22 protein-coding genes are annotated in these 22,613 nt (G+C 63.3%); 6 read left to right on the top strand and 16 right to left on the bottom strand.

What is annotated here, in order from left to right:
• Positions 1 to 44 precede the first annotated feature (44 nt).
• The 6 genes from K414_RS0103950 to K414_RS0103915 form a co-directional block, all read right to left on the bottom strand.
• Complete coding sequence (locus tag K414_RS0103950) at positions 45 to 1,802, bottom strand: helix-turn-helix domain-containing protein (RefSeq protein ID WP_027494762.1); 1,758 nt, start codon at positions 1,800 to 1,802, stop codon at positions 45 to 47.
• 316 nt (positions 1,803 to 2,118) lie between these two features.
• Complete coding sequence (gene groL, locus K414_RS0103940) at positions 2,119 to 3,768, bottom strand: chaperonin GroEL (RefSeq protein ID WP_027494761.1); 1,650 nt, start codon at positions 3,766 to 3,768, stop codon at positions 2,119 to 2,121.
• A gap of 422 nt (positions 3,769 to 4,190) precedes the next feature.
• Positions 4,191 to 4,535, bottom strand: a complete 345-nt coding sequence (locus tag K414_RS0103930; protein ID WP_027494759.1) for an MmoB/DmpM family protein — start codon at positions 4,533 to 4,535, stop codon at positions 4,191 to 4,193.
• Positions 4,532 to 5,656, bottom strand: a complete 1,125-nt coding sequence (locus K414_RS0103925; protein WP_027494758.1) for an aromatic/alkene monooxygenase hydroxylase subunit beta — start codon at positions 5,654 to 5,656, stop codon at positions 4,532 to 4,534. The genes K414_RS0103930 and K414_RS0103925 overlap by 4 nt, the downstream gene beginning before the upstream one ends.
• A gap of 65 nt (positions 5,657 to 5,721) precedes the next feature.
• Positions 5,722 to 6,765 carry an FAD-binding oxidoreductase gene (locus tag K414_RS0103920; protein ID WP_027494757.1) on the bottom strand — a complete coding sequence of 348 codons (1,044 nt, stop codon included), beginning with the start codon at positions 6,763 to 6,765 and terminating at the stop codon, positions 5,722 to 5,724.
• An 87-nt stretch (positions 6,766 to 6,852) separates the two neighbouring features.
• Positions 6,853 to 8,484, bottom strand: a complete 1,632-nt coding sequence (locus K414_RS0103915; RefSeq protein WP_027494756.1) for a methane monooxygenase — start codon at positions 8,482 to 8,484, stop codon at positions 6,853 to 6,855.
• Between the two features lie 244 nt (positions 8,485 to 8,728).
• Here K414_RS0103915 and K414_RS0103910 point away from each other — a divergent pair, with 244 nt between their 5' ends.
• Positions 8,729 to 9,346 carry a hypothetical protein gene (locus K414_RS0103910; RefSeq protein WP_027494755.1) on the top strand — a complete coding sequence of 206 codons (618 nt, stop codon included), beginning with the start codon at positions 8,729 to 8,731 and terminating at the stop codon, positions 9,344 to 9,346.
• 61 nt (positions 9,347 to 9,407) lie between these two features.
• On the top strand, positions 9,408 to 10,001 hold the full coding sequence (locus tag K414_RS0103905) for a hypothetical protein (RefSeq protein ID WP_051364924.1): 594 nt from the start codon (positions 9,408 to 9,410) through the stop codon (positions 9,999 to 10,001).
• A gap of 102 nt (positions 10,002 to 10,103) precedes the next feature.
• Here K414_RS0103905 and K414_RS0103900 read toward each other — a convergent pair whose 3' ends face one another.
• The 3 genes from K414_RS0103900 to K414_RS29260 all read right to left on the bottom strand — a co-directional run bounded on the left by K414_RS0103900 (position 10,104) and on the right by K414_RS29260 (position 11,354).
• Entirely contained in the window at positions 10,104 to 10,661 is a 558-nt protein-coding gene (locus K414_RS0103900; protein WP_027494753.1) for a hypothetical protein, read from the bottom strand.
• A 219-nt stretch (positions 10,662 to 10,880) separates the two neighbouring features.
• Positions 10,881 to 11,174: a hypothetical protein gene (locus K414_RS0103895; protein ID WP_027494752.1), complete on the bottom strand. Its 294-nt coding sequence runs from the start codon at positions 11,172 to 11,174 to the stop codon at positions 10,881 to 10,883.
• Between the two features lie 36 nt (positions 11,175 to 11,210).
• Positions 11,211 to 11,354 carry a hypothetical protein gene (locus K414_RS29260; RefSeq protein WP_202595043.1) on the bottom strand — a complete coding sequence of 48 codons (144 nt, stop codon included), beginning with the start codon at positions 11,352 to 11,354 and terminating at the stop codon, positions 11,211 to 11,213.
• A gap of 119 nt (positions 11,355 to 11,473) precedes the next feature.
• On the opposite strand from K414_RS29260, the gene K414_RS0103890 reads away from it, so the two are divergent.
• Positions 11,474 to 11,728 (top strand): hypothetical protein, encoded by a 255-nt coding sequence (locus tag K414_RS0103890; RefSeq protein ID WP_027494751.1) that lies wholly within the window; start codon positions 11,474 to 11,476, stop codon positions 11,726 to 11,728.
• Positions 11,729 to 11,780: 52 nt separating this feature from the next.
• Positions 11,781 to 12,560, top strand: coding sequence for a hypothetical protein (locus tag K414_RS25980; RefSeq protein ID WP_051364923.1), 780 nt, complete (start codon positions 11,781 to 11,783; stop codon positions 12,558 to 12,560).
• Positions 12,561 to 12,623: 63 nt separating this feature from the next.
• On the opposite strand, the gene K414_RS0103880 is transcribed toward K414_RS25980, so the two are convergent.
• The 4 genes from K414_RS0103880 to K414_RS0103865 form a co-directional block, all read right to left on the bottom strand.
• On the bottom strand, positions 12,624 to 13,400 hold the full coding sequence (locus K414_RS0103880) for a glucose 1-dehydrogenase (RefSeq protein ID WP_152530355.1): 777 nt from the start codon (positions 13,398 to 13,400) through the stop codon (positions 12,624 to 12,626).
• A gap of 85 nt (positions 13,401 to 13,485) precedes the next feature.
• A complete protein-coding gene (locus K414_RS0103875; protein WP_027494749.1) occupies positions 13,486 to 14,904 on the bottom strand; it encodes an NAD(P)/FAD-dependent oxidoreductase in 1,419 nt (472 codons plus the stop codon).
• Entirely contained in the window at positions 14,901 to 16,748 is a 1,848-nt protein-coding gene (locus K414_RS0103870; RefSeq protein ID WP_027494748.1) for a DUF3556 domain-containing protein, read from the bottom strand. The genes K414_RS0103875 and K414_RS0103870 overlap by 4 nt, the downstream gene beginning before the upstream one ends.
• 197 nt (positions 16,749 to 16,945) lie before the next feature.
• Positions 16,946 to 18,229: a helix-turn-helix domain-containing protein gene (locus K414_RS0103865; RefSeq protein WP_051364922.1), complete on the bottom strand. Its 1,284-nt coding sequence runs from the start codon at positions 18,227 to 18,229 to the stop codon at positions 16,946 to 16,948.
• A 94-nt stretch (positions 18,230 to 18,323) separates the two neighbouring features.
• Between K414_RS0103865 and K414_RS25975 the strand changes: the two genes are divergently transcribed.
• A complete protein-coding gene (locus tag K414_RS25975; RefSeq protein WP_037218872.1) occupies positions 18,324 to 19,814 on the top strand; it encodes an AMP-binding protein in 1,491 nt (496 codons plus the stop codon).
• A gap of 40 nt (positions 19,815 to 19,854) precedes the next feature.
• Here the strand turns inward: K414_RS25975 and K414_RS0103855 are convergent, their stop codons facing one another.
• Both K414_RS0103855 and K414_RS0103850 read right to left on the bottom strand, forming a co-directional pair.
• The gene (locus K414_RS0103855) at positions 19,855 to 20,130 is read right to left on the bottom strand and encodes a hypothetical protein (protein WP_032366628.1); all 276 of its coding nucleotides are present in this window, start codon (positions 20,128 to 20,130) and stop codon (positions 19,855 to 19,857) included.
• 214 nt (positions 20,131 to 20,344) lie between these two features.
• A complete protein-coding gene (locus K414_RS0103850; protein WP_051364921.1) occupies positions 20,345 to 20,803 on the bottom strand; it encodes a hypothetical protein in 459 nt (152 codons plus the stop codon).
• Between the two features lie 113 nt (positions 20,804 to 20,916).
• Between K414_RS0103850 and K414_RS0103845 the strand changes: the two genes are divergently transcribed.
• Positions 20,917 to 21,792 carry a bifunctional methylenetetrahydrofolate dehydrogenase/methenyltetrahydrofolate cyclohydrolase gene (locus K414_RS0103845; RefSeq protein WP_027494744.1) on the top strand — a complete coding sequence of 292 codons (876 nt, stop codon included), beginning with the start codon at positions 20,917 to 20,919 and terminating at the stop codon, positions 21,790 to 21,792.
• On the opposite strand, the gene K414_RS0103840 is transcribed toward K414_RS0103845, so the two are convergent.
• A complete protein-coding gene (locus tag K414_RS0103840; protein ID WP_027494743.1) occupies positions 21,762 to 22,565 on the bottom strand; it encodes an IclR family transcriptional regulator in 804 nt (267 codons plus the stop codon). The two genes, K414_RS0103845 and K414_RS0103840, sit on opposite strands and share 31 nt — an antisense overlap.
• Positions 22,566 to 22,613 lie beyond the last annotated feature (48 nt).

Below are 22,613 nucleotides of genomic sequence, written 5' to 3'. Positions count from 1 at the left end.
TTCGTCGAGTATCCGAGCTGCGGCCGGCTCGGCATCTGGTCTGTCTAGAACTCGATCCCGAATTCTCGGATTTTTCGGTAGATCGTGGCCCGTGACATTCCGAGGGCATCCGCGGCGGCCTGCTTGTTGCCTCCGTTTTCCTCGAGGCTGCGGACTATTGCGTCTCGGTTCATTGCCTCTATCGGGGTGAGGGTTCTGCGGCTCACCGCCCGGACGGACGGTGGCAGCTTGTCTGCCTCGACGACCCCTGAACGTTGACTCTGCACGACCTCCTGGAGCACGTCGCGGAGCTGTCCGACATTGCCGGGCCAACTGTATTTGGTCAGCTGACGGACCGCAGCCGCCGACAGTGACAGCTCCTGACCGCGACTGACTTGGCGCAGTAGGTAGGGAATCAATTTGTGGAGGTCTTCGATGCGGTGTCGAAGGGCGGGTACGTGCACGGTGTGGCCGAAGAAGGGAAGTATCAGTGCCTCGCTTCCGGCGCTCTGCGTACCGGTTCCGATGGTGGCTCCCATCCATCCGGCGTGTTCGCGCCCTTGAATCAGGCTCGCGATCTCTTGCTGGACAGAGTTCGGAACCAGGTCGAGGTCGCGAATGATGACGCTGAATTCGTCCTGTTCGATCTCGGTTTCGAGCGCCCGCATCCCTGCGTCCCCGTCGGCGAGTTCGGCTGCGGTGACGAAGTGTGTGCGACTGGAAATATGCTGTTGCGCCGCAGCTTTGAGGACCGCGAATCGGCCAGAGCCGGATTCGCCTGCCACCACGGCCCATTCGTGCCTGCGAACGCACTGCGACACGTCTCGGGTCGCGCGCCTCCACGATGCGCTGTCTCCCACGATGCCGGGCAGCGACCTGATGCCCTCGATGGCTATCGCCGCCGGACCGGCTGTGTCGTTGAGGTAGGCGTGGTACACCGCCACACCGTGTCGAGGTGCAAGGGCGTCGTCGTGGAACGGCGACAACCTGACGGTCTGCCCACCGGGCAGGGTCAGCAGATACTTGCTGTTGTCGGTGTGGACGCTCAGATCGACTGCGTGCTCGAGCAAGGCGGCTTGGTCTTGCGGGGTGAGGGCATTGCGTAGCTTGCGATTGAGCAGGACGATGTCGTCGCCGAGTGCCAGAACTCCGACCTGTTGGGATCGCCGGCACGCTTTGAGATAGGTGTTGAGCAGAGCGGTCTGCTCCTGACTCGATTGGGACAGCAGTCGACCTTCGATCTGTGCCGTCGCCGATTGCGCAAGTGTCACCAGGAGTGGAGCTCCGTCGTCGATCCACCCGGTCACGTCGAGAACGCCGACGACGAGTCCGGATATGGGATGAACGATGGGGACGCCGGCGCACACCAACCCGCCCAAGCTCTCGACGTAGTGTTCGGCTCCGTAGACCAGAGTCGGTTGGCGAGTCTCGAGCGCTGTGCCGATGCCGTTGGTTCCGGCATATTCTTCCGAGTAGCTGAAGCCCGGTGCGAGATTGACGTTGTCCAAATTGTCCAGCAGTGGCTTGCTACCGGCCACGCGGTCCAACACCACACCGTCGGCCGAGGTGAGGATCACCGAAATCGGCTCGTCCACCAAACCTGTTGCGAGCTGGCGAAGTACGGGCGCTGCGGCGACGACGAGTGGACTGTCCAAGTCGGGTTCGCGAACGAAGGGCAGGTGCAGAATGTCGGGTTGGATGTTCAGTGCGCGCGATCGTTCCCACGAGAACGAGATCTGGTCTCGGACCGCGTCGTCGAACTCGTTCTCTACGAAGAACTTGTCACGCGCTCTCGAGAGATCGCGTGCGCCCTGTCTTGCCAAAGCCGCCACCTACCCACAACAATCGAGGAAACTCAATTACCGCCTGCGCGTGAATGATTCGGCGTAGGTGTTCTGCGGGGATCGAGTCTACCCGTCGAAAAGCGTGGCGTCTGCGGTTTTTGGCACTCGGCTGCGGCAGGCACCTCGGGGCCGATATGAATGCCGGTCAGAACTCGCAGCACGACTCGAAGGTCGTGATCGGTCAGCTCGCGTCGCGGCTTCGATGAGGACATCGTGGTTGTCTCCTTGGTGCGGCTCGGGGATCGGCGTCCTCACTGCGATGCCGACCCCCGAGTAGCGCGAAACTCGTTGGGTTTCAGTAGATGTTCGAGGGGCGGACCATTCCTTCGGCGAGATCGCCGAATCCGGGGGCCATGATCGCGCCCGGGTTGCCGAATACCTCTTCCACCACTGCGGTTTCGGTGGTGATCAGCAGCGCTGCAATGGAAGCTGCACTTTCGAGCGCCGCACGCGTCACTTTGAAGGGATCGATCACTCCGTCGTCGAACATGTCTCCGTATTCGCCGGTGAGCGCATTGAAGCCATGGCCCAGTGGCAGTCCGGACACGATCTCCACGACGTCGTCGCCTTCGTAGCCGGCGTTGATGGCGATCCATCGAAGCGGTTCGGTGAGCGCTTTGCGGACCACTTCGGCACCGATCGCCTGGTCTCCGGTCAGCTCCAACTCGCCGAGGGCGCGATGGGACTGCGCCAACGCGGTACCCCCGCCGGAGACGATCCCGGATTCCAGAGCTGCTCGAGACGCCGCCAGGGCGTCCTCGACACGCAGCATGCGTTCCTTGAGCTCGACACTGGTGGCCCCGCCTACCTTGACCACGGCCACCCGGCCGGTCAGTCGTGCGATCCTCTGCTCGAGGCTGTCCCGGTCACCGTCGATCTTGGAGCGCTCGAATTGCGACTCGAGCTGAGCCACGCGCGCGTCGAGCAGCTTGGGATCGCCCCGGCCACCGACAATGGTGGTCGAGTGCTCGGTGACGGTGATGCGGTCGCACGAGCCCAGTTGGTCGAGCGAGACCTCGAACAATTCGAGGCCGGTGTCCTTGGCGATGACCTGACCCCCGAGCGACACGGCGAGGTCCTGGAGTTCTGCGACGCGGCGATGTCCGAAGCCCGGTGCTCGCACCACGACGGACTGCATCGTGTTGTGCATGTTTCCACCGACCAACAGCTGCATCGCCGGTCCATCGACGTCCTCGGCGATGACCACCAGGGGACGATCTGCGCGCTTCGCAGCTTCGATGCTCGGCATGATGTCCTGGACCTGGTTGATCTTTTTGTTGGTCAACAGAATGACCGGATTTTCGTGGACGGCTTCTGCACGCTCGTGGTCGGTGATCATGTAGCCGGAGATGAACCCGTGATCGAACTCGATGCCGTCGACCACGTCGACCGACATCCCGAGAGTATCGCTTTCCTCGGTGGTGACGATGCCCGACTTACCCACGTACTCCACGGCTTTGGCCACGCACTGGCCGATGGCGTCGTCGTCGCTGGCCGCCAGTGTCGCGATGCGCTCGAGGTCTGCATTGCCGACCACCTCGACGGCTTGAGCGCGCAAGGAATCGACGACGGCCGAGACGGCGGTCTCGATGCCTCGGCGCAGACGCATCGGGTTGGCACCGGCGTCCACTGCTCGCAGCCCCTCCCGCACCATCGCTTGGGCGAGCACGGTGGCAGTGGTGGTTCCGTCGCCGACCACTCCGTTCGTCTTCATCGCCACCTCTTTGACCAGCTGCGCACCCATGTTCGCAAACGGGTTGCTGAGCTGAATCTCTTTCGCGATGGTGACGCCGTCGTTGGTGATAGTCGGTGGGCCCGTGAGCTTCTCGAGCACGGCGTTGCGGCCCTTCGGGCCCAGAGTCACCTTGACTGCGTCGGCGAGTGCGTTGACGCCTTGCTCCAGTAAAGCGCGCGCCTCGGTGTTGAACCGCAGTTCTTTGGCCATGACGTATTCCCTTCGAGTGGTGTGATGTGCGGTCGATTCGGTTCACGGGGTCGAGAGCGTGGACTATCCGGACGAATGTCGAGGCCCTCTTCGTTCGTCCGGCATCATGGGTTTGCCGCTCTCGTCCACGAAGACGCGACTGTTGGGACAGATGCTCAGCCCGAGTGCGCTCCGCCGTCGCAACAATTCTGTGGTGTGTCTTTCGCCCCTGATATCGCGGAGTGTCAGGGAACGAACACCATCGGTACCTTCTCCGGTGCGAGCCAGATGCTCAGCGATCGAACGATCCAGAACCGCGAAATATGCTTCGAGACAGGCAGTCTCGTGTTGGTCGACGTCGGTTTCGTACATCTTCGAATCTCCCACTCGTGTCGGTTCGGGGCTGCGCATCGATGGCCGGCGCTCGATCGGCCGAAGCGAGGTCAGGGCCGTTCGGCGAGATCGAACCCGATGTACTTGGCGGCGTCCTCGGGGCTGGCGAAGAGCATCGTCTTGTCGTCGAGGTGTACCATGCGGCCGTAATGCGTCGAGCTGATCTCCTCGAAGACCGACCCGTCGAATTCCTGGCCGAGTGCATCGGTCAGCTCGTCGTAGTCGAACGAGAGGAGTTTGGTGCCGTCGACGCGGATCATCGAGGGATACTCGGTGAGCTCGACGCCGTCCTTGTCACCCATCACCTCGGCAACCACACGTCCGACCGGCGTGTTCATCAGCGTCACGCCGCACTTGTTGGAGAACTCCGTGTCCGATCCGAAATGCATGGTCATAGTGCCAACTCCTGCGGGATGTCGAGGCCGAGTGATTCGAGCAGAACGGTGAATTTGGCGATCGCCGCGTCCAAGCTGGTCGCGAACGTCACAGCCTTGTCCGCGGGCTGCGACCAGATGGGTTGCAGGGCGCGCGCGGCGGCCAGACATCTCGGTACCCACAGCGCCATCCATTCGCCGAACAGTGCGCGATTGGCTTCGCCGTGTTCTGGATCGTGTGTGAGCAGTTGGAACAGCGTCCGGGTGTAGTTGAGGTCGCGGTCGTAGTCGTGCTCGCCGGTACCGACGATGGTCGGGGTGATGTAGTCGCCGTTGCGGGCGGAAATCTGCATCACCAGTTCGGTGCGGAACAGGGAGCCGACGAGCTGCTCGAAGACGATGTTGGTTGCGAAGAGCAATTCGCACCAATCCGGTACAGCCGTCAGCTGTTCCACGACCTCACGTGTCGGTTGCCACTCGGGTGCGCTCTTCCACACCTCCATGTGGGCCGAACCGTCGAAGGAGACATCGGCCTCGGACAGATCGAGATTGAACAATGCGAGGTCCTGTGCGAACCGCATCTTGTGGGCGGCGTTCACCGCAACGGCCGTGTTGATCATGTTCGTCGGCCCCGAACGCTGAATGGACGTGAACACATGCAGTGCCAGTCCATTTTCCGCGTGCATCCACGCCCCGACGTTCCGCTCGATGAACTTCAGCCACGGGGTGTTCCAGCCGGCGTAGGCACGGGCCCGCTTGGCGTTGCTCAGACACAGCTCGACTTGATGCACGACCGCGGAGTTGTTGCGGAAGATCGTCTGGTCCCATTCTTCGTTGGGATCCAGAAATTGGTGCCAGTTCGAGGATTTCGCGACCGTCCACTCCTGTGGGTAACCGCCCGGGCCGTCGCCGAAGCCGTAGATCCACCCTTGCGTGAGGTGCCGATCCGGGTCCGGCTGAACGTCGACGGTCACGTCCTCGTACATCGTGGCCCGACGTTTGGCCGGTGTGTAGTAGCTGTACGTACGGCTTCTCGAACTGGGGAACTCCTTGGCTCCGGCCTCGGAGTCGGTGAATTCGATTGTGGGGAAGCTGCGTTGCTTCGGCTCCGTCGTGGCAGTCGAGTCTGTGGTGGCAGTCATGTCTGGCCTCTCGGTTGAGGTAGGGGCTGGTGTTCGTGGTGCGCGTGCCCGGTCTCGGCGGTGAACTAGTCGAAGGCAGGGCTGGTGAACTTGTCGAAGAAGATCTGGTCCGTCGGCGTTCCGCACACGTCGAGGAGATCCAACGCAGCGTCGACCATCGGGGGAGGTCCGCACAGGTAGACCTCGGCTTTGGCGATGCCGGGCTCGAGGCGACGTACGACGTCGGTGACGTTTCCCTCTTCGATCGACAAGGATCCCGAGGATGCGACTCCCGCTGCGTCGGATACGCACGCCACGAAGGTGAAGTCGGCCAAACCTGCACCGAGGGAGATGATCTCGTCGACGTAGAACAAGTCGGCCGGGGTTCTCGCGCCATAGTAGAAGTGCACGGGACGGGTGTTGCCGGACTCGCTCATGTGCCGGACCAGCGACAGGACGGGTGCCATGCCGGCACCACCGCCGATGCAGACCACCGGCAGGACGTGACCGTCCTTGAGGGTGGAGGAGCCGTACGGGCCGGTCAGAGAAATGCTGTCGCCGACCGAAATTCCGTCGTCCAGCAAGGCCGCGAATACGCCGCCCGGATATTTCTTGATGAGGAACTCGACCTGGTTCGGCGTCGACGGTGTCGACGCCATGGAGAAGGATCTGAACTCGTCGGTGCCGGGGATCTGCAGATCGGCGTATTGGCCGGGTTTGAACTCGAACACCTCGGGCTCGATCGGTTCGAGGCGTAGGGCCACGATGTCGGCGGTGACCGACTCGACCGAGACTACGCGGGTGGTGACGTTCTGAATTGGAATTCCACCGAGTAGTTCGTCTTCGTCGAAATTGAGCAGCTCGATGGTGCAATCACTGTAAGCCTTTGTGCGACAGAGTAGTACGAAACCCTCGTCCTGTTCTGCCTCGTTGCACGCGAAAGTGGAGTGGCCCTCCATCTGAATGTCTCCGTCGAGAACGAACGACTTGCACGCCGAGCAACGTCCTTCGCGACAGCCGTGCATCAGGTGGATTCCTTGTCGGAAGGCCGCGTCGAGAATGTGTTCGTCCTCTCGGACTTCCATCTCGATGTCGACCGGGTCGAACGTGATTCGGTGTGTGTCGGCCACGAGGGGGTCTCCTGAATCGAAAGATAGTGATCGTGCTGGATGCGGTGGGCAGCGCCCGTGATCGGCCGCTGCCCACCGAGTCTGTGATCAGGCAGGCATGGTCGCGCCGGCTCGGTACGCGGCGATGTGTGCGTTCCGCTCCGATTCGGTCATCTGGTTCAGCAACACGTTCGGGCTCTGGAAGGTGTTCCCGCGGACATCGTCGAGTGTCCACATCTTCTTCGGATCCAGATCGAGATGTGGCTGACCGACGAGCGTCTTGCCGTCGTCGCGGACGTAGCCGAGATCGGAGACGATGTCGGCGAGATCCTTGCCGTGGTGCAGTGTCTCCCATTCACGGAAGCCGGTGAGACGACCCATGTTCGGCGTCTCCTTGCCCTCGTACTCGCCGCGGAAGGCAACTGCGTCGGTCCAGTAGCACGTCTCCGAACAGTAAGTGCGCCACTGGTTGTCGACCTTCTCGACCACCATGTCCTCGCGGATGAGGGCCGGCACCATGCACGTCCAGCAGCGGTGCGGGTACTGGTAGCCGACGTCCTCGAATGCGATCGGCTTGTTGATCCCCGGGTACGCGAGCCGGTTGTACTCCTCCCACCATTTGCCGTACTTGCTGTACCAGCCGGGGTACTTGTGCTCGAACCACTCGAAGTCCGTGTCGGTCATGGTGTCGATGCGCCAGTAGTTGACCGGCCAACCGGTGGCGAAGAATCGCGCAACCTCGTGCACGTAGCCCTTGTTCGTGATCCGGTTCCACGCTTCTTCGACCAAGTCGTGGGGGATTGTCAGGCCGTATTTCTCGAGCGGGATCAGGTAGCTGCGGTAGTAGTCGTCGTAGATCCACCGCTGCCACATCTCGGCGTAGCTTTCGCGGTCCTTGCGTCGATCCTTGGTGCCGTACTCGATGAACGTGCCGATGGCCGCGTCGACGACGCAGTGGTTGTTCCACCAGGCGTAACGCAGATCGCGTTCCAGGAGAGGACGATTCCGCTCGTCAGCGAGGGCCATGAGCAGAATCGAGTACCCGTTCGAGATGTGCCGTGATTCGTCGGACTGCACCGAGTGGAACACCGTCGGCAACAGGTAGTCGCCGTTGGCGGCGGCCTCGTCCGGCATGGCCACGAACAAGGTGTTGGTGAACGCCGTCTCCGCCACCACCGTCAGATAGATATTTGCCGCCGTGATGGCATCACCGGTGATGAAGCCCTCGCCGAACTGCCTGCCGATTGTGCCCGCGTAGTTGTTCGCGAACGCCTTCTCGGTCATATCGAAGCCGGCCGGGTCGATGTAGTTGTTCATGTAGAGCTTCTTGAGATTCATCTGAATCGTCGAGTGACGCACCTCGTCGATCATCTGAACGGCAAGGCCGTTGTGGATCTCGGGGTTCGGCACGGCGTCGATCGCCATCGGCATCGCACGTGCCGCCGAAATCTCGGGGAACGGGATGATCGAGAGGAACAACTTCTGCCACTCGAGCCAGCGTTGCTGGACCTGGCGGAACATGTTGCCGCGAATGGCACCGTCCATCGCGCCGTACACGCGGTTGTCCTTCTCCTCCTCCATGGGGAAGTAGGACCGCATGATCTGCTTGAGTGGGTCCTTCTTGGGTGCTTTCTCGAACGTGTAGTCCGTGCCGAAGCGAGTAGCAGGGGTAGCGAACGTGGGTTCCCACGTCAGCTCCGAAATCTTCGCGTGTGCCTTGGTAAGGCTTTGCCTACTCAATGTGCGCCTCCTGGATGCGAGGTCGGCAGGGGTTGTCGACCTTCTCGGGAAGATGTGCACATGATTGAACACCGTGATCTACGTCTCATCCGTCTCAGTTTGAGATTTGTGGCACTCAATGTGCGGCCTGGTAGACGGCGTACAGATCGGTCGAAAGTGCACCCAATGGAAACAAACCGAACGTAAGGTGTGATTGTCTCGCCGAGGAGGGCACGTGAGTTTTAGTTCAGGCAGAACGGCGACTGTGAGCGAGTCGGATGCTCAGGCTTCGCCGTTGTTCATCCCGCTGTTGTTCATCTCGGTGCTCTTCGTCGGTGCGTTGCCGTTCTACGTTCGGCAACCGGTCGTCAGCGGTGAGTCGGTGTCGGGTCCGGCGTGGTTCGGCGGTGCGCACCTCGGAGAACCAGCAGCCGGTGTGTACTGGCTGTGCGCTCTGCCGGTGTGCATCGGGGCCGTCGCGGTCTACTGCGTGTGGAGCGAACGTCGATCGGGCGTCGCCTTGCATGTTCGGCTGTGGCTCGTTGCGAGTCTCGGATTGTTTAGTGCAACAGCAGTTTTCGTGCAGAACGGAATGATGTTCTACGTGGGTAACATGACGATTCGAGGATTGTTGCCCTTACTGGCGATATCGATCGCGGTCCTGGTGTGGGGTGTCGGCCTGCGGTCGCGGTTGCTGGTGGCAATCGGTGTTGTCGCCGTTGCTGCGAGTCTGGTGTCCAACCTCTACAACGTCGAGAATCTCGTGCCGCGGGAGTGGGCACTGGACCCCCGCTTCGGTCTGTGGCCGAACATCGTGCTGACCGCAGCGGTGTTCGCGGTCGGAGCAGTGGGGTCGGGGTTTGCCGAACGGTCCCGGCGGTAAAGCCTGCAACGCAGCGTGACCCGGGCGATGGGGGTCGTCGCCGGCGGTGGACACTGGCAGGATGGCCAGCCCAGGTGACCCGAAGTCGGTGTGGACGACAGTCTCGGTGATCGTCGGCACCGTGGCAGCAGGCGTCGTAGTCGCCGGTCTTCTCCACGATCCGCAACCCGACGCCGTGTCGATACCCGGCTGTGCGGAGGTCGTCCAGCCCGAGGACATGCAGAGAATCAACTACGCCATCGTCGGACCGGATTCCGCCCCGGCGGGGTTCGACGCAGCAGCCAAGTCGGCCGCTTTGGCGCGAGCCCTTCCCGCCGGGACCACGGTAGAACCCGATGCCATGTTCCCGCCGCTGACATTCGACTCCAGCGCCTCTGCGTATGGGCGTATCTCGCTGGGCGGAGCCGTGGGTGACCTGAACGTGAGGCTGTCGACATCCGACCAATCTGCCGGTCCATGTTTGGCCGGCTACGTCGATGAGCGTCGGACACTGAGTGACGGCACAGTCGTCGATCTGAGATCATCCGAAAGAGGCAGTCGCGTAGAGGTATACGGGACCGACGGCAGCATCGTCGATGTATCCGCCGACCCTGTGTTGACGGTCCGAGAAGTGACCGACATTGCGATGACGCCCGGTCTTCGCTGGAATTCCTAGGCCCCCTTAGTCGACGTACCTTGCACGCCGGTGTCGGAACTGCCCCAACATGTCCGACCCCGCCGCAATGTCTGCGACGGGGTGGGGCACATGCGCGTGTTTCTACGCGCGGGCGACCAGCTTTCCTGCGATTCCCGACAAGATCTCGGTCGGCCTCTGCTGCTCACCCTGCTGAGCACCCAGCACCACGAGGGTTCCGGTCAGGACCGGCAATGCCCACTGGAGGTACTTCAATTGCTTCTGTGCTGCGGCGGCCTCGCGTGGGGTACCTGCTGACGGCTCGGTTGCCGAATCGATCGAATGACCCTGAGCCTTGGTCGTTTTCGCGCCGAGGACACCGCTGTACGCGGTGGCGGCGAGGGCGGCCCCGGTAACGGCGATCTTGAAGTTGGTGTTGGCGGTGACACCCTGTTGATGACGAGCACGACCGCGGTTGGCCATGAGTATGCCTGCGCCGCCGATGAGATGTGCACCGATGGCCGCGGCGTTGACCGGAGCCCATTTCGCCCACCCTGCCGCGGCAACCTGTGCGCGGTCTCGCGGATCCTGCACCGCAGTGGCAGCACCGTTGACGCCCACGGCACCCATGAGCGAGCCGCCGAACCAGGCAGCGGCACCGAGATCGTGTAGCGAACGGATGAGGGTATTTCTGTTGGACATCTGAGGATCCTTCGGTTGTGTGCGCTGCTCCGATCGCGAAACGCGCGATATAACAGAGGTTTTGGCGGCCGCGTGAACGGCTCCTTGGCTATCGGTTACCCGCGTGAGCGGTTTCCACACCTGGGCCCAACGCCGATTCGCGTTGGAATGCTGGTCGTTTGAGCCATATCGCGGTCGTACCGGGGGCTGAGGCGTGTTCAGGTTCGATGGCGCGAAAAGTCACCCGCCGATCAGAGGCGGCGGGGTGTGCTCGTACATCTCGCTGAACGTAGCGTCGTCCAATGTCATCACGTGATTCGACGCAGTGACGACCATCCAGCTACCCACGTCGGCGATCACGTGCCCGATCCCGACCGCGCCACCGCAGTTGGCCGCGTCGAGCCCCTTGGTCTCGAGCCAGGTCACGACGTCGTCGGCGTTGGTTCCATCGACGCGGACCGCCTCCACCGGAGAACCGGTGTAGGCCTGTGGAGTGGAGCCGGTTCTCCACCGTTCGTAGTTACTGTTCACCACGGATGCGCCCTCCTCGCTCTTCGGCTCCGACGGCGTTCATTGCGCGTCGTCCTCTTCCTCGCCTTCCGCCTGATCCGGTTGCGTGCCGGCGTTCTGCGTGAGGTTGGCCGGGTCCGCATCCGGATTTTGGCCGGGGTCGTATGGGTCCGTCGAATTCTGTGGACTGTTTTCACTGGTCATACTGCAGCTCTACCCGCGCGGAACGTGCTCAATCGGCACTCGGTCGTTTGATTCGATCCGGACCGGATATCTCGATGTCGAGGTAAAGCCACCGACTTCGTCACCCGAAAGGACCGACCGTGAACGACACCGCCGATCGACTGCAAGCTCTGTACGACAGCACCCCCGATGCACGACTCGTTCTGGTGGAGGGCGAACTCGTGCTCGATGTCCCGGAAAAGTCCGGCGACGAGTCGCAGGACGACGTCGCTGTTGTTGTTGTGACCCGAGCAGCGTTGACGGAGCGTCTGCAGGACGCCGGCGGCTTCTCCCGCGCGGCGTTGGAAGACTTCGCCCCGGTCGTCGATGACATCGCTGCGAAGTTGGGCGCATGAGTTACCTGCATTCACCCCGTAGCGAGAACCGACACAGCAGGGGGTGAATTCCATGTCCGTCCTCGATCTCGCGCGACGCAGTCGAGATGCGCAGCGCGCTGACGACAGCAGATTCTCCGAACTCCGCACTGTATCGACGCACTTGCTGGGTCTGCCTTTTCGCGGCCTCTCGGCCGTGCGGGACGCCCGGGCTTTTCATCCGGACGGGGTGAGTTTCAGTGGCTCCCTCGAACGGCTGTTGCCGGACCGTTACGGAATTCCGTTGCGTTCCTGCGAGGTGACCGTGCGAATCTCGAAGGGGATCGGTATTCCCGCAGGCCTCCCCGATGTCGCCGGGGTAGCGATCCGGGTCCCACCGCTCGAGGTCGGGGCCACCCCGTGGGATCTGTTGCTCGCCGGCTCGGCGACCGGAGTGGTAGGACGTATGGTGCCGTGGCCGTCGACGTCGTGGAACGACGCGCATCTGTCGTCTCTGATGCCGGTGAAGTACCAGGGCAGGATGTGGTGGTTGCGTGCACGGCTGACCCGCCCGCAGATGAACGGGATGAGCGTCGCGGACGTTCGACAAGCGATCGACGACCACGGTGTGAGCCTGGTTCTCGAACATGCTTGTGGTACAGCTGCGTTCGAGCCACTGGCCGTCGTTCACTCGACGACAATTCTGCAACCGTCCGAAGAGATCGACGCGTTCGATCCGGTGCTGAACAGTCCTGCGTCGGTGCGCCCCCAGCCGGAGTGGCTCCGCAACCTGAGACTGTCGGCGTATCGCAATTCTCGCGCAGGGCGAGGTATCGACAACGTCCGCAGAGGCGACAGAGGACGTCCCACCTGAGTGAACGAAACACATCGGCAAGCCTCTGCCGATGTGTTTCGTCCTCGAACTCCCGTCAGGCGTTCAGAGCAGTGAGCCGACCAGTCCGCCGTCCAGGACGAGGCTGCTCCCCGTGCACCAGGACGACTGTTGCGATGCGAAGAACGCGACAGCTGCTGCTACTTCCTCCGGTGTGCCGTAGCGCCCTTGTTTGTCGGCGATGAGGGTGTCGAACCCTCCTGCCGGTAGCCCCAGAGCTGCCTCGAATTCGGGGGCTGCCTTGGTGACCAGGGCGGTGTCGATGAACCCCGGCAGCACCGCGTTGACTCGAACACCCTGCGTTCTGAACTCCGTTGCGGCGGTTTCGGTCAGATTTCTCACCGCGGCCTTGCTGGCGGCGTAGGGCGCGAGCAGCGCCGAACCTGCCGTCGCGGTGATCGAGCTGATGGTGACGATGGAGCCGCCGCCGGATGCTGCGATCGCGGGTGCGGCGTAGCGGATGGTCAGGAACACGCCGTCCAGGTTGACTGCGGTGGTACGCCGCCAATCGGCGTACGACATCTGTGCGATCGCTCTGACTTCGCCGACACCGGCGTTGGGAATTGCTATGTGCAGGTTGCCGAAGTGTTCGACGGTCTGCTCGACGAGAGATCGAACCTCATCCTCGTCGGTGACGTCTGTCGCGACAGCGATCGCACCGTCGATCGACGACGCCACCTGGCGAGCGGCGTCGAGATCGATGTCGGAGACGACCACCTGTGCGCCGTCGGAGGCCAGTCGCCGCGCTGTGGCGGCACCGAGGCCTGCCCCGGCACCGGTGACGAGTGCGACCTTGCCGTGGAGAGATTCGTCGATTGGCATTGTGTTCGGTCCTTCCGTGGGAAAGCAGAGGTGGTGCCTTCTCGCTGACGACAGAGAAGACGAAAGGTATTGCTGTGTAGCTGTTTCAGCGCTTCAGCAGGTCATCCAGAGCTCGTCGCGCTGCATTCAGTCCCGCCATGCCGTGTGCACCGGGTCCGGGGGGAGTTGCCGCCGAACACAGATAGAACCCCGGCGTTCCCGTGCGGTACGGGTCTCGGCCGGGCCGTGGTCCGAGGAGCAATTGTGTCGGTGACGACGTACCGCACAGAATGTCGCCGCCGACGAAATTCGCGTTTCCTTCGGCGAAGCTCTGCGGAGACGTGCTGACTGTCTCCACAATTCGCGAACGCAGGCCCGGTGCGAACTGTTCGATGCGGTCGATCACGACGTCGGTGACATCGTGGTCGAGGCCGGCGGGAACATGGGCGTATGCGTACAACGGTACGACGTCTCCGTCCGCGCGCTGAGGATCTGCGACGAACTGCTGCCCGACGAGGACGAACGGCCGATCGGGCATTCGTCCTGCAGCAACGGCCGCCTCGGCTGCGATGGTGTCCTCGGCGCTACCTCCCACGTGCACAGTGCCGGCCTGCGCGACCCGGGGGTCGGTCCACGGGACTCCACCGCGCACCGCGAGGTCGACCTTGAACGCAGCCGGGCCGTGCCGAAACCTGTTGTAGGAGCGACGTGTACGCGTCGTCAGATCCTGGCCGAGTACGTCGGCCACCACGGCCGGCGTCGTGTCGAAGATCGTGATGTCCGACGACGGCAGATCGGCTCGCGTGGCAACCCGCGTCGAGGTCTGCACGGTTGCTCCCAGTTCGATGAGCGCGGAGTGCATCGCCCGTGAGATCGCCGCGGTTCCGCCCTCCGCCACCGGCCATCCGTTGTGGTGTCCCGCGGTCAGGATTCCCACCCCGATGGCGGAGGAGAACACTTCGGTCAACGGACGCATCGCGTGTGCCGCTGCTCCGACGAACAGTGCCCGCGCCTGCGGCGTGGCGAACACCCGAGACAACACCGCAGCGGGCAGAGCAGTCGGCGCACCGAATCTCGCCAGCAGCAGTGGATGTCGGGGCAGGTGCACGACCGGTCCGAGTAGGTCTGCGGACAGTCTGTCGTACGACGACGACGGTTGCCCGAACAGTGCCTTCCATCGTTTGCCGTCCGCGCCCAGGCCCACAGCAGTCTCGTTCATCGATCGATGGAGCAGCGCTGCCGCATCGTCGAGAAGCGGATGGGCGCAATCGATCTCGGGCCACCGCCACGTCAGTCCGTGTTGCTCGAGACCGGCGAGGGCAGGTGAACCCACCGCCATCGGATGGAAACCGGCACAGTGATCGACGAGCAGATCGACGGTGGTGAAAGGCCGGTGGCTACGGGTGCCGCCGCCGATCTCGCTCTCCGCCTCCAGCACGGTGACGTGTATGCCGTCGCGCGCCAGAGCAAGCGCAGCGGCAAGCCCGTTCGGGCCGCTGCCCACTATCGTCGCGGATCGTGTCATGATGTCGATTCTCCAGCACCGGCCGCCGCTGACGACGTCTCCGGTGCCGAGTGTCGAGCGGTTGTCGAGTCTGCGCGTCGCCGCCACGTCACCGACATGGGGATGGGGCCGTCGGGTAGCCACGGCTGGGCGGACACCGCGTCGTCGACGTTCCACGTACCGGTTTCGATCACGCCGAGGGCGGCATCGATGAGTTTGTAGGACTGCGTCTTTCGATGGATGGGCTGCGATTCGACCCAGGCCACCACGAACTCGCCCGGCTCGAAGTTGCAGCGTCGCTGAATCGCTGCGATGAGGGAGGCGTCGTGCAGGTGGCCGTCGCCGAAGTTGAAGCCGAGGATCGAGTTGCAGGCGAATTCGCCTTCACGCACCGTCCATCGATCGATGTCGGGAACGTTGCGGATCAGAAGCGAGAACAATCCGCGACCCTGACTGTGCATCGAGCGCCATGCGATGGTCTGTTGCATCGTGATCTCGGCGACGGCAGGCGGGTAACCCATGGCTTCGAGCTGTCGTACCTGATTGCGGGTGGGGCGCACGATCTGATCGAGCTTGTCCTCGGCACCCGGTGCGAACGCCCACAGACCGGAGGCCCAGTTGCCCGCGTACTGGCGCATCGAGGGCGTGAAGGCCACGAGGTCCGGTCGGAGGTTGCCCAGAACCGGGAAGAAGAACAAGCACACCAGCGCTGTCGCCACGAACCACGGGGAGGCGTCGAAGATCGAGAATCCCTGTCCTGCAGGGTGTCCGACGAAGAGGAACACCGCTGCGTAGCCGAACAACAGATTCCACTCCAGTGGGACCGCCAGCGGGAACGTCGAAATGATGAACAGGTGGAATGCCACCATGAGAAGTGCTCCGACGAGTGCGACGGTCGTGTTGGTGGTGAGCAGCAACACGACCGGTACTGCGATCTCGACGGTGGTGCCCGATACGTGCGCGATCAATTTGGCCGTTGCCGAGGGGCGAATGTCGTCCGGGAAATTCCGGTAGTGCTTGCGCCTGGCCCAGCGCGTGGGAATGCAGGGGCTGTTCGAGACCATGGGCGGAACGACGTTGGCGAAATGTGCACCGAATTTCGAGATGCCGGCCCCGACCCACACCGAGAAGATGAGCAGTTTCAGTCCGACGACGAGGTCGACGATGGCGTTGTCACCGAGGATTCCCACGAGACCGAACAGGACTATCGCAGGACCGTACTGCTCGGCGCGGGCAGCGATGAAGATCGTCTTGTCACGAAGGCCCACAACGATGGTGAGCAAGACCGGCGCGATCGCCCAGCGTGGATCGACGAGGTTGCCGATGCCCTCGGGCAGGATCGAGGCAAATGCACCAGGCGGTGTTCCGGGCGCGATGACGGGTACGAACAGACTCACCAGGAGCGCGAGATACAGCACGACGTCCAGCGGCGTCCTGGTGTCACCCGAGGTGAACGGCACCTTGCCCGGCCACGGAGGCATCCGAACGGTCCCCGGTTTCGCCCAGAACAGGATTCCGCCTGTCATCGGCTTGAACTTGCCGGCGATCGGTCCCCACGACCCCGCGAGTCCGACGGTTTCGAGCAGCATCGTCCAGTAGACCAACTTCTGGTAGACGATCATGTCGTCCCACCACGAGCCGACGTCCCACGGCATCCCGACGCCGGAAGTCAGTGTCGCCAGAGTCAGGCCGATCCCGATGTAGAGCACCAGGAGCTTGACGACGTAGGTGGTGGGGATGACCTTCGGCGAGCCGAAGCCGTAGTCGACCCAATGCAGTGCAAGGGTTTTCACTCGTTCCAGCAGAGGCCGGTCGAGGAAGGTTTCGAGGTCGACAGGTGGAAACTGTCCGTTCTTGAATCCCATGAGTGAGCTTTCTGTAGCGAGCGCTGAGGATGAAGGAGCAGGAGTCAGCCCTTTCGCCCGAGGCTCGGGTCGCGGTGACGCAACCATCGGACTGTGTCCTGCACCACAGAAAGCTACGGGGTTCCTATCGGCGGTCCCAATGGTTCGCCGACCCGAGGCTCACCTTCGTTTTTGTGACGCCGACACAAAGTGCACTCTCAGGAGAGGATGCGAGCCCCGAGCCACTGACATGCGGTGAGGGCAACCTCGACGGCGAGTCGGTCGTCGGACAGTGGCCGGGGGAGCAGCTTCTCGGCGTTGTCGACGCGGTAGCGAATCGAGTTCTTGTGCATCGTCATCACCGCAGCCGCCGCGGAGAGGCTCCGTTCGCACGCGAGGTAGATCCGCAACGTGGTGCGCAATCGTTCGGCATGTGTGGTGTCGGCGGCCAACTGCGGTCCCAGCACGGTCAGGACCCAGGCCTGCAATGCCGACGGGTCGCGAGCGCACAGGTCCACCACGGCCAACCCGGGGTCGTCGTAGCGTTCGATCGTTCGGCCTCGGCCACCCAGAACGGCCACGTGATGGGCGCGCTGAGCCTGCCGGTGGGATGTGACGAACCCGGCCGCGTCGAGTCCGATGGCCCCGGCCGCCAGCAGGGGTGCGTCCTCGGTCCGCGGTCGAGTGTTGATGCGATCGAGAACGACGGCGAGATCTGTGTCGTTCGATGGAACCTGAATCCATCCCCACGCGGTAGCGCCGTCGCGTCCGACCACCAGGGGAGGGGCCGGACTGTCCAAGTCCGCCGCCAGAGCGCGGATGGTGGTGGTGAACCTGCGCATCCGGTCGCCGCGAACGGCGGACTCACCGACCCAGGCCACGACGGCCAGGTGTCGTCCGCGCAGTCGATACCCGGTCACTCGCTCGACGACATCCACCGACCCCTTGCCGTTCAGGAGATCGAGTACCGCATCGAGTCGAGCATTCTCGCGGTCCGCCAGCCAGGACTCCCGCTCGGTCTCGTACACCGCGGCCACCCGTTGCGAGATCCAGTCGATGTAGTCGAACACCGAATCGACGATCACGCGGTGCGCTTCCATCCGGACCGGGTCCGGCGCGGCCAGCGACATCGAGGTCTCGAATGCTCGATCGAGCAGAAATTGCTGTCCGAGTCGATAGGCGCGAACCAAGGCATTGACCGGCACGCCCCACTGAGCCAGGCGGCGCGCATATTCGATGGCCGCCGCCGGCGGCTCGAATCCGGCACCGCCGATGTCGTGCTGCAGAGCGTGCAGGATGGTGTCGACGTTGCCCTCGATACTCGATCCCAGCAGCTCGATCAGCGATGGTTCGTTGTTCAGTTCCGTGATGCGCGACGCGAGTGTCGTGCGCATCTGCGCCACGACATCTGCCAGCCGGGCATTGAGGTGCGCGGCAACCGCGGCCACGTGAGTGCGCACCGCCTCGGCGGAGGCGGGCGAGATGTCGGCAGGTGTCGGCACGGGTGTTCCTTTTCGTTTCGGGCTACAAATAATCCGCGGTTTTTGTGCTGCTGGACCGAAGTCTTTCAAACGGGCAATCCGTAACCTACGTCACATGCTGCCAATTCTCGACGCCTTCTCGCCGGTTCTGCAGGCCATGTACCGCCGCATCGACAACGACCCGGACGGCGCGTGTCTGTCCGACGACTCCACTCGGTTGAGCAATGCCGAGTTCGGGCTCGAAGTCGACTCGGTTGCCGCCGAACTCGTCGACGCGGGGGTGGGAGCGGGTGATGTGGTTGCAGTCTTGCTTCCGAATCGCATCGACATCATCACCACGATGTTCGCGGCATGGGTGCTGGGAGCAACGTTGACTCCCGTCAATCCCGCACTCACCGACGACGAGGTGCGCTATCAACTCGAGGACTCGACCGCCCGCGTGCTCGTCGGTAGCGAGCGAGCCTGCACTCTAGGCCGCGCACAGGATATTTCGTTCATCGACGTGGACTCCGGCGATCGTCGTCCCCGCACGCCGCAGTTGGACGGCGCGCATCGTGGATCGGGGCCTGCCGACAGCTCGGCACCGGCCTTGATCGTCTACACCTCGGGAACGACGGGGCGGCCGAAAGGCTGTGTGCTGACTCATCGCAACGTCGACCGGATGAGCGCCGCGATCGTGACGGCCTGCGAATTGACCGAGGCCGATACGAGCCTGTTGGTGCTTCCACTCTTCCATTGCAACGGACTTGTCGTCGGCTCGGTCGCTCCGCTACGAGCCGGCGGGCGTGTGCACGTCGCGCCTCGTTTCTCGCCGGACACGTTCTGGGACAACGTGGAGACTGTCCGGCCCACCTACTTCTCCGCAGTGCCCACCATGTACTCGCTGCTTGCGGACCGTGGATCGACCGACCGCGACATCTCGTCGCTTCGATTCGTCATCTGTGGAGCAGCGCCCATGCCTGCCGGCCTGATCGCGTCATTCGAATCGATCTTCGGCGTGCCGGTCGTCGAAGGGTACGGCCTGTCGGAATGCACTGTGGCGGCAACGATCAACCCGCCGAACGGGATTCGCAAGCCGGGCACGGTCGGCATCGCGCTACCCGGTATCGACATCGCGATCGATACACCCGACGGTCCGAGCTCCCTTCCTGGCCGGACCGGTGAAGTGTTGGTGAGCGGAGAGACGGTCATGCAGGGATATCTGGGCCTGCCGGACGTGACCGCTAAGACCATTCGAGAGGGGTGGTTGCACACCGGCGACATCGGAGTCCTCGACGAGGACGGCTATCTCGTCTTGGTGGATCGACTCAAGGACATGATCATTCGCGGCGGCGAGAACATCGCGCCGAGCGAAATCGAACATGTCCTGCAATCCCATCCCGACGTCCTGGAAGCGGCCGTCGTCGGCGAAGCGCATCCGGTCTACGGGGAGGTGCCCGTCGCACACGTCGTTGCACGAGCCGGTCGCAGTATCTCGGTCGACGAGCTGGACGCGCACTGCGCGCGGAGCCTGGCCAAGTTCAAGCGACCGACTCGGACAGTGGTCCACGACGCTCTACCGAAGAACTCCGTCGGAAAGATCGTGAAGAAGGAGCTCGGCGCGTAGTCCGATCCGGCCCGCCGCTACCGGGGCGGGACGGTCGCGGTCACATGGACGAGGCCGCGAAGGTCAGGAACACGACGAACAATCCGATGCCACCGAGCGCCGCACCGATCACGGCGTCGCGACCGTTGGACGCGTCGCCCTCGACTGCGCGGCCCAGACCGATCCAGCCACTGACCACCGCGATCACTCCGGCCGGGATGGTCACAAAGTCTCCGACGAACGGCACGAACGCGCAGACGACCGCGACGATGCCCGCAATCAACGCCAGGTTTCCGGCGCCGTCACGGAACATCGACCGAGAAGGGGACTTGCGCATCACCGGCACTCCTTCTCGCATGCAGTGCGGCAGCACCGCCCCGACCTGTTTTTCTGCAGGTAACCGGCAACGACGCCTCCATAGTAGAGACTCGATCATCTCTTCCTCGGCGACGGTCGGTCGGATTTCACCGGCATGTGGTGGGAGTCGCGGCCAGTTGTATGCGCTGCGCCGTCGGGCAATCGCCGTCGAGCTTCCCGCCTGGCCCGAGTGGTCAGGGGGTGGGCGTGCTTCTGCGGACTCGGTGGTTGTGCCATGCATGCGCCGCCAGGGGCACCCCGACAACGCCGATGCAGACGACCGCTACTGCGAAAGACCACGGCACGTATGCGCTCTTCGCGGTCAACGCGACGCCGAAGACGGCCATCGGAAATCCGAAGGCCTCCAGTAGGTCTACTTGCCGGGGTTCGATCGGTGGCCGACCGTTCCAGGGAATTCGGCGGCCCGCGTTCTCGCGCATCCTTCGGCGCGTCGACGCAACGGTCAGCGCCGCGCCTATCGCTGTCGTGCATATCCCTGCGACGACCATCCATGACTGTCCGTCCTCGACCAGAACCGCCGTCAGAACAAGTCCTACAAGGACGATGCGCGCACCCCACACCTTCCATCGAGGTGCAGCCTCGCGCTCGTCCCGTTGCACGTCGACCGGCCGCATCGGCTGCAGGGGCTCCATGACTCGACCCTCCCATACAGCGGCTCTTGACCGGTCGCTGCGACTCACCGTACCCTGACCGACAGTTGATATATCAGAACCGCAGCGGACCGCCGAACCGAGGAATCGAAAGTATGACCACAGCGCTCAAGATCGACGGAACCGCGGTCAGCGCGATCGTCAAGGACGATCTGCGATACCGCGTCGAACGGCTCGCCCAGCAGGGGATTCGGCCCGGTCTGGGCACGATTCTGGTGGGCGACGATCCGGGTAGCCGTTCCTATGTCGCGGCGAAGCATCGCGACTGCGCCGAGGTGGGACTGCATTCGATTCAGGTCCGGTTGCCTGCAACCGCGAGTCAGCAGGAGATCGAAGATGCCGTGCACGCTCTCAACGAGGATCCCGAGTGCACCGGTTTCATCGTTCAGTTGCCGCTGCCCTCGCACATCGACACCCATCGGGTGATCGAGCTGATCGATCCTCGCAAGGATGCCGACGGGCTGCATCCGACCAATTTGGGTCGGCTCGTACTCGGCATGGATGGGCCGCTGCCCTGCACCCCACGCGGGATATTGGAACTGCTTCGGCACCACGATGTTCCGATCACCGGTGCTCGCTTCTGCATCATCGGATGTGGAATCACGGTGGGTCGTCCGCTCGGCTTGATGCTGACGCGTCGCAGCGAACACGCCACCGTGACCATGTGTCACGAGGCGACGGTGGACACCGCCGCGCACACTCGGGCCGCCGACGTGGTCATCGCGGCAGCGGGTGTTGCGCATCTGGTGCAACCGGACTGGATCAGTGCCGGGGCCACGGTGTTGTCGGTGGGAATCACCCGTACCGTCGAGGGCATTCTCGGCGACGTGCACCCCGGCGTCGAGCACATTGCGGGGCGGCTCAGTGGAGCGACCGGCGGGGTCGGGCCGATGACCAGGGCGATGCTGCTGACGAACGTGGTGGAGTGCGCGGAGGCCGCTCAGGCCGAGGGGATGAAGGACTCCCGGTAGCCCATTTTTTCGCTGATCTCGGCGGCGGCGGCCAGCACGTCGGGGACGATGGCCCGCATTCTGGTTTCGTCGAAGCGGTATACCGGTCCCGAGATGCTCAGCGCGGCGGTCGTCTTGCCGGTGTAGTCGAGAATCGGGGCTGCGATGGCGTTGAGTCCGGTCTCGAACTCTTCGACGACGACGGCATATCCGAGGGATACCGCGGCATCGAGTTCGGCAGTGAGACCGGCTTTGGTGGTGAGTGTGTGCTCGGTGTATCGGTGGAGGTCGAGTCCGTCCACGACGTCCTGACGAGTATCCGAGTCGAGGGCAGCCAGCAACACCTTGCCGCTCGCGGTGGCGTGCAGCGGTGTCTGCTCCCCGATCCAGTTGTGGGTTCCCACCGAGCTGGGCCCGCGGGCCTGGTCCAGGTGGACCGCTGTATTGGACCGCAGCACAGCGATATTGACCGTTTCGCCGAGCTTGCCGGCGAGGCGTTCACAGACCGCGTGGCCGTATTCGGTGATCTCCAGACGCTCGGGCACGGCCGCCGCGAGCCGGAGGACTCCGAGGCTGAGCCGGTACTTGCCGCGATTGTGCGTCTGCATCACCATGTCGTGTTCTTCGAGCGACGCCAGCAGCCTCGACACCGTGGATTTGTGCACACCGATCTCGGTGGCGATGGCGCTCACGCCGGCCTCTCCGAGCCGTGCCACGACCTCGAGCACCCGAAATGCGCGGTCGACGGACTGGACGCCACCCTCGGGGGCACGTGTCGAATCGTCGCTGGCCACCCCCGCGACTATACGTAACAGGCACTTGGCCGTGGTGTTGCCCCTCGA

Origin of the sequence: Rhodococcus sp. JG-3 (genome assembly GCF_000482405.1) — a bacterium.
Taxonomy (GTDB): Bacteria; Actinomycetota; Actinomycetes; order Mycobacteriales; family Mycobacteriaceae; genus Rhodococcoides; species Rhodococcoides fascians.
This window is presented reverse-complemented; position numbering and strand designations above follow the sequence as displayed.